Below are 6,953 nucleotides of genomic sequence, written 5' to 3' on the forward strand. Positions count from 1 at the left end.
GGCCACGGCCGTCAGGCCCGAGGCGCAGAAGCGGTTGACGGTCACGCCGCCCACCGTGTTCGGCAGGCCCGCCAGCAGCGCACCGATACGCGCCACGTTCAGGCCCTGCTGCGCTTCGGGAATCGCACAGCCGACGATGGCGTCTTCGATCAGCGCCGGGTCCAGGTTCGGCACCTGGGCGACAGCGCTCTTGAGGATGGTCGCCAGCAGATCGTCCGGGCGCAGGTTCTTGAGCGTGCCCTTGGGCGCCTTGCCGATCGGTGAACGGGTCGCGGCGACGATGTAGGCGTCTTGCAGTTGCTTGGTCATGATGAAACTCCTGTTCTCTGTCGTCGCGGCGATTAGTTACGCACCGGCTTGCCGGTCTGCAGCATGCCCATGATGCGTTCCTGCGTCTTGGAAGTGCCGAGCAGATCGACGAAGGCCTTGCGCTCCAGCGCCAGCAGCCATTCTTCATCCACCAGCGCGCCGGCTTCCACATCACCGCCGCACACCGCTTCAGCGATGCGCGAGGCGATCGTGAAGTCGTGCTGCGAGATGAAGCCGCCGTCACGCATGTTCACCAGCGATGCCTTGATGGTCGCAATGCCCGAACGGCCCGCCACCGGAATGCCCATCGGACGCAGCGGCGCACGGTAGCCCGAGTCGGACAGCGCACGCACTTCGTTGCGCGCTACGTGCAGCAGCTCGTGCACGTTGAAGACGATGGTGTCGGTCGGCTGCAGGTAGCCGATCTTCTGCGCATCCAGCGCCGAGCTCGACACCTTGGCCATGGCCGCAGCCTGGAAGCGGTTGGTCAGGAACTGCAGGATGTTGGTGCTGCCCGCAGCCTGTGCAGCCTTGGCAGCCGCCAGTGCAGCTTCCTTCAGGCCACCGCCTGCCGGCACCAGGCCCACGCCCACTTCCACCAGACCGATGTACGTTTCCAGCGCAGCCACACGCTTGGCCGAATGCAGCAGCAGTTCGCAGCCGCCGCCCAGCGCGATGCCCGACGCTGCGGACACGACCGGCACACCGGCGTACTTCACGCGCATCATGCCGTCCTGGAACTTCTTCACGAACGGCTCGATGCCCTTGGCGCCGCCCATCATGAAGGCCGGCATGGCTTCTTCCAGGTTTGCACCGGCAGAGAACGGACCACCCGGCGCGCCCAGCTTGAGCGACGTCGGCTGCCACACCACCAGACCCTTGTAGCCGGCTTCGGCCAGATCAACCGCACGCGTCAGGCCGTCGATGACGCTCGGGCCGATCGTGTTCATCTTGCTCTTGAACGAGATGATCAGCACGTCGTCCTGACCGGCAGCATCGTCCACCCAGATGCGCACGGCGTCGGTCTCTTCGATGGTCTTGCCGTACGTGAGCGGGTTGACCGTCGTCGCACCCTTGATCGGTGCGCGGAACACCTGGCGGCCGTACACCGGCAGTGTGCTGCGCGAGAGGAAGGTGCCTTGCTTGGCCGACCACGAACCCTGCGCCGAATGCACGCCGCCGTTGTCCGCCACCGGGCCCGAGAACACCCACTGCGGCAGTGCTGCGTTCGACAGCGCCTTGCCCGCATCAATGTCTTCCTTCACCCACTCGGCCACCTGCTTCCAGCCAGCCTCTTGCCAATCTTCGAACGGGCCGCTGTTCCAGCCGAAGCCCCAGCGGATGGCCAGATCGACTTCCGCGGCCGAATCCGCAATCTGCTCCAGGTACACAGCGATGTAGTGGAATACGTCGCGGAACACAGCCCACAGGAACTGCGCCTGCGGGTTGGTCGATTCACGCAGCAGCTTCAGACGCTCGGCGGGCTCCTTCTTCAGGATGCGCACGACGATGTCGTCAGCCTTCTTGCCGCTCGGGCCGTACTGGCCGCTTTGCGGGTCCAGCACCTTGATGTCCTTGCCTTCCTTCTTGTAGAAGCCGGCACCGGTCTTCTGGCCCAGGGCACCCGCTTCCACCAGCTTGGCCAGCACAGGCGGCGTGGCGTAGACCGGGGCGAACGGATCGTCCTTCAGGTTGTCCTGCATCGTCTTGATGACGTGCGCCATGGTGTCCAGGCCCACCACGTCCGCCGTGCGGAACGTCGCCGACTTGGCGCGGCCCAGCTTCGAGCCCGTCAGATCATCCACCACGTCAAACGGAATGCCGTACTTGGCCGACTCCGCAAACACCGCCAGGATCGAGAAGATGCCGACGCGGTTGGCGATGAAGTTGGGCGTGTCCTTCGCACGCACCACACCCTTGCCGAGCGCGGAGGTGAGGAACGTTTCCAGCTTGTCGAGAATGTCGCCACGCGTGTGCGCGGTCGGGATCAGCTCGACCAGGTGCATGTAGCGCGGCGGGTTGAAGAAGTGCACGCCGCAGAAGCGCGACTTCAGCTCCGCATCAAAGCCATCCGACAGCTCGGTGATCGACAGGCCCGACGTGTTCGACGCAAAGATCGCGTGCGGGGCGATATGCGGTGCGACCTTCTTGTACAGGTCGTGCTTCCAGTCCATGCGCTCGGCAATCGCTTCGATCACGAGGTCGCAATCGCGCAGCTTCTCGATGTCGTCTTCGTAGTTGGCAGCCTGGATCAGGTTGGCATCATCCTTGATGCCCAGCGGCGCCGGCGACAGCTTCTTCAGGTTTTCAATGGCCTTGAGCGCGATGCCGCTCTTCGGGCCTTCCTTGGCCGGAAGATCGAACAGCGTGACGGGAACCTTGGCGTTGATCAGGTGCGCGGCAATCTGCGCGCCCATCACGCCGGCGCCCAACACGGCCACGCGCCGGACGAGGAAGTTGGAGCGCTGGCCGGCCTGCGGCTGCGCGCTGGTGGGGAGTTCGGTGCGGGTCATGACATCCTCAACTGAGAAGAGGAAAGAGACGAGCGGGGCGACATCTGTATGCGTCGCCCCGAGGGGTGTGCGGCTGTTTGCTTAGAACAGATCCGCTTCGAGTGCCATCAGCGTCGCGCCGCCAGCACGTGCCATGCGGATCTGCGAAGCCGTTTCAGGCAGCAGCTTGGCAAAGTAGAAGCGTGCGGTCGCCAGCTTGACCTTGTAGAACGTATCGCCGCTGTCTTGCTTTTCCAGGGCGATCTTGGCCATGCGGGCCCAGAAGTACGAGAACACCAGGTGACCAACCACACGCAGGTACGGCACAGCCGCAGCGCCCACTTCGTCCGGGTTAGCCATGGCCTTCATACCGATTTCCATGGTCAGCTTCTGGACCTTGTCACCAATGTCTGCCAGCGGGTTGATGAACTCCTGCATGGCTTCGTTGGTGCCTTCGGCTTCCACAAAGTCCTGCACGAGCTTGCCGAACTTCTTCATCTTGGCGCCCATGTCGCCCAGGATCTTGCGGCCCAGCAGGTCCAGCGACTGCACGGTGTTCGTGCCTTCGTAGATCATGTTGATGCGGGCGTCGCGCACGTACTGCTCCATGCCCCACTCGGCAATATAGCCGTGGCCGCCGAAGACTTGCATGCCTTCGTTGGTGGAGATGAACGCGTTGTCGCTCAGGAAAGCCTTGGCGATCGGGGTCAGCAGCGCGACCAGGTCAGCCGCATCCTTACGCACGGACTCATCCTTGTGCGACAGCTCGCGGTCGATCTGCAGGGCGATCCAGTAGCTGAACGCGCGGCCGCCTTCAGCAAAGGCGCGCTGGGTCAGCAGCATGCGGCGCACGTCCGGGTGCACGATGATCGGGTCGGCCGGCTTTTCCGGTGCCTTCGGGCCCGACAGGCTGCGCATCTGCAGGCGTTCCTTGGCATAGGCGGCCGAGTTCTGGTACGCAACCTCGGTCAGGCCCAGGCTCTGCATGCCGACACCCAGGCGGGCCGCGTTCATCATCACGAACATGGCGTTCAGGCCCTTGTTCGGCTCGCCAACCATCCAGCCGCGGGCACCGTCCAGGTTGATCACGCAGGTGGCGTTGCCGTGGATGCCCATCTTGTGTTCGATGGAGCCACACTTCACGGTGTTGCGCTCGCCGGGGTTGCCGTTGGCATCGGGGATGAACTTCGGCACCACAAACAGCGAGATGCCCTTCGTGCCGCCCGGTGCGTCCGGCAGACGTGCCAGCACCAGGTGGATGATGTTTTCGGCCAAGTCATGCTCGCCTGCCGAGATGAAGATCTTCGTGCCGGTGATGGCGTAGGAGCCGTCGGCCAGCGGCTCGGCCTTGGTGCGCAGGATGCCGAGGTCGGTGCCGCAATGCGGTTCGGTCAGACACATCGTGCCGGTCCACACGCCCGAAACGAGCTTCGGCAGATAGCGCTGCTTCAGTTCATCGGTGCCGTGTGCGTGCAGGGCTTCGTACGCGCCGTGCGACAGGCCGGGATACATCGTCCAAGCCTGGTTGGCCGAGTTCAGCATCTCGTACAGCGCGTTGTTGATCAGGATGGGCAGGCCCTGGCCGCCGTATTCCGGATCGCAACCCAGTGCCGGCCAGCCTGCCTCGACGTACTGCTGATACGCTTCCTTGAAACCCTTGGGTGCGGTCACCACGCCATCGCCGTGGTACGTGCAGCCTTCACGATCGCCCGACTGGTTGAGCGGGAAGATGACTTCGGAGCAGAACTTGCCGGCTTCCTCGATCACCTGGTTGATGGTGTCGGCATCGATCTCCGCGTGCTGCGGCATCTCCTTCAGGTGATCCTCCACGCCCAGAAGCTCGTGAAGAACGAAGTGCATGTCGCGCAGCGGTGCGGTGTATTGACCCATCTTGGGCTCCTTAGGTGTTACTGCGCGACCGCTAGGTGTGCGATGCCGCGTCAGGTTCGGTAAGACTGAATCAGTTTGTTAAGTGCCACCATGGCCAGCTCGGCGCTGTCCGGAAGCCGCAGGAAACGTGCATCGTGATGCAAGCCCAACTCCAGGCTGTACATCTCGAACAGCATCAACCGCGGGTCCGCCTCAGCACGCAGATGGCCTTCTTCCTTTGCCTGCTCGATCGCGCGGGTCAGCGCCGCCCGCCAGATCGTCACGCTCTTGACGAGTTCGTCGCGCACCGGACTTTCGGCGCGATCGTCGTACTCCACCGCGCCGCTGATGTAGATGCAGCCTGTGGTCACTTCCTGAATGCGCTTTTCCATCCAGCGGCGCACCATGCTCCACAGGCGCGGCAGGCCGCGCGGTTCCGTCAAGCTCGGGTAGAAGACTTCCTGCTCGAACCGTTTGTGATACTCGCGAACCACTTCCACCTGCAGATCCTCGCGCGAGCCGAAGTGCGCGAACACCCCGCTCTTGCTCATCTGCATGCGCTCCGCGAGCACACCGATCGTCAACCCTTCCAGTCCGTCGCGTGAGGCCAGTTCCAGCGCGGCATCGAGAATCGCCGCACGCGTCAGCTCGCCCTTGCGCATCGGCGTGGCTGCTGCGTGATTTGATTCGAGACGAGCGGTCGGGTGACGCATGATGATTTCTCTCCGTTCTTTTCTGGGGCGTGACACACTTAAAAATCAGCGCTTCGCAAGGCGCCTTTCGCGTGTCGGGCAGGACTGTAAACCAGCCTGCGGAAACACTCTAGCCCAAAATCGAACGGTCGTTCAATTATTTACAGGGCCCTGTATGGCAGCAAGTGTTTTATTAGAAAGCCGCATCTAAATGAAGGCGTCGCAATGGCGTCTTCCGCGGCGCAGCGCGAATCCCGCAAACCCTTTCTGGCAAAGACTTTGCAAGGTGTGCGCTGCACCCATAAAACCCGTGCAGCGCAGCATGTCCGGTCGATTTTCTAGTGCTACCCGTCAGTAAATAAAACGGAGCGCAATCAGGCCAGCGAGGTGCTTGCGCACATAGGGCCGCGGCGGAAAATGCGGGCATCCATTTCGCGCAGATCCGGTGCCACGGCAACCTCTGCGGCACATTGGTCGAGCACATCGCGCTGCAGGTCGATGCCGGGGGCGATTTCGGTGAGCGTGAGACGTCGACCACCCTGACCGTCGTCGCGCATCTCGAAGACGGCGCGCTCCGTCACATAGCGCACAGGAATGCCGGAGCGCGCTGCATAGTCGCCGTTGAATGTGAGGTGCGAGACAGCCGGCACGATCTTCTTGAGGCGCCCTTCGCGCACGATGCGCAGTTTGCCGCCGTCGGCTTCGACCTGAAGGCCACCCGCCGTGAGCGTGCCCATGAACACGACCGAGCGTGCGCTCTGCGTGATGTTGATGAAACCGCCCACGCCCGCCACGATTGTGTCACCACCCTCGCCGAACAGGCTCACGTTGACGTTGCCGGCACCGTCCAGTTCCGCCAGGCCGAGGATGGCAAGGTCAATACCGCCGCCCTCGTAGAAATCGAATTGTGCGGGCTGGTCAACCACCGCTTCCGGATACGCGGATGCACCGAAGCTCAACCCGTCTGCGGGCGTACCTCCAATCGGGCCGGCCTCCACCGTGAGCGTGAAACCGCGTGCGCCTTCCTGTTCGGCCAGCGCGCCCACGGCAGCCGGCATGCCGACGCCCAGGTTCACCACACGCGGTTGCTGCGCCATCAGTTCAAGCACGGCGCGGCGCTGTACCAGCGTGCGGGCATCGAGCGCACCTTGCAGGTTGGCTTCTAAGGCCTCACTCGCCTCCAGCGCGTCTTCCTTCAACTGAACCGCCTCGCCTTGCCACGGGCGGATGTAGGTCGGGTTGAACGCCTCGCCAAAGGTCATCTGATGCTCGGCCTCATCCTCCGCGACGACCACGTAGTCGACCAGAATGCCCGGCACGTGAATCGCCTGCAGGTTGTCGTGCCGATCCACCAGCCGCCGCACCTGGGCGATCACGATGCCGCCCGATGCGCGCGCCGCCTGCGCCATGGCCAGCAGTTCGTGGTGGAAGGCCTCTTCGTGGGTGCTGATGTTGCCCCGCGGGTCAGCGGCCGTGCCGCGCAGGAACACACAGTGCAACGGGAAGCTCGGATAGAAGAGGTAGTCTTCGCCGCGAAAGCGTTCGAACTCGACCCACGATGCGGTGCCCGCCGCCCGCGCCGCCTTGGCAC

At 63.5% G+C, this 6,953-nt stretch carries 4 protein-coding genes and 1 pseudogene; all 5 read right to left on the bottom strand.

All coding sequences use genetic code 11. The features are described from left to right. Nucleotides 1–309: pseudogene (locus JHD73_RS25560) on the bottom strand (acetyl-CoA C-acyltransferase); the annotation flags it as partial. A 32-nt stretch (nucleotides 310–341) separates the two neighbouring features. Next, nucleotides 342–2,822 (bottom strand): 3-hydroxyacyl-CoA dehydrogenase/enoyl-CoA hydratase family protein, encoded by a 2,481-nt coding sequence (locus tag JHD73_RS25565; RefSeq protein WP_199032968.1) that lies wholly within the window; start codon nucleotides 2,820–2,822, stop codon nucleotides 342–344. 81 nt (nucleotides 2,823–2,903) lie between these two features. Then, complete coding sequence (locus tag JHD73_RS25570; protein ID WP_199032969.1) at nucleotides 2,904–4,691, bottom strand: acyl-CoA dehydrogenase C-terminal domain-containing protein; 1,788 nt, start codon at nucleotides 4,689–4,691, stop codon at nucleotides 2,904–2,906. 50 nt (nucleotides 4,692–4,741) lie between these two features. Further along, entirely contained in the window at nucleotides 4,742–5,332 is a 591-nt protein-coding gene (locus JHD73_RS25575; RefSeq protein ID WP_199032971.1) for a TetR/AcrR family transcriptional regulator, read from the bottom strand. Nucleotides 5,333–5,736: 404 nt separating this feature from the next. Next, nucleotides 5,737–6,953: CoA-transferase (locus JHD73_RS25580; RefSeq protein ID WP_199032970.1), on the bottom strand; the 1,217-nt coding region annotated here is incomplete at its 5' end.

Origin of the sequence: Ralstonia sp. ASV6, from assembly GCF_016429285.1 — a bacterium.
In the GTDB taxonomy this organism is placed as follows: Bacteria; Pseudomonadota; Gammaproteobacteria; order Burkholderiales; family Burkholderiaceae; genus Ralstonia; species Ralstonia flaminis.

Coding starts and splice junctions, on each gene's coding strand:
- JHD73_RS25565 (WP_199032968.1), bottom strand. CDS start 2,822: ATGACCCGCACCGAACTCCCCACCAGCGCGCAGCCGCAGGCCGGCCAG.
- JHD73_RS25570 (WP_199032969.1), bottom strand. CDS start 4,691: ATGGGTCAATACACCGCACCGCTGCGCGACATGCACTTCGTTCTTCAC.
- JHD73_RS25575 (WP_199032971.1), bottom strand. CDS start 5,332: ATGCGCAAGGGCGAGCTGACGCGTGCGGCGATTCTCGATGCCGCGCTG.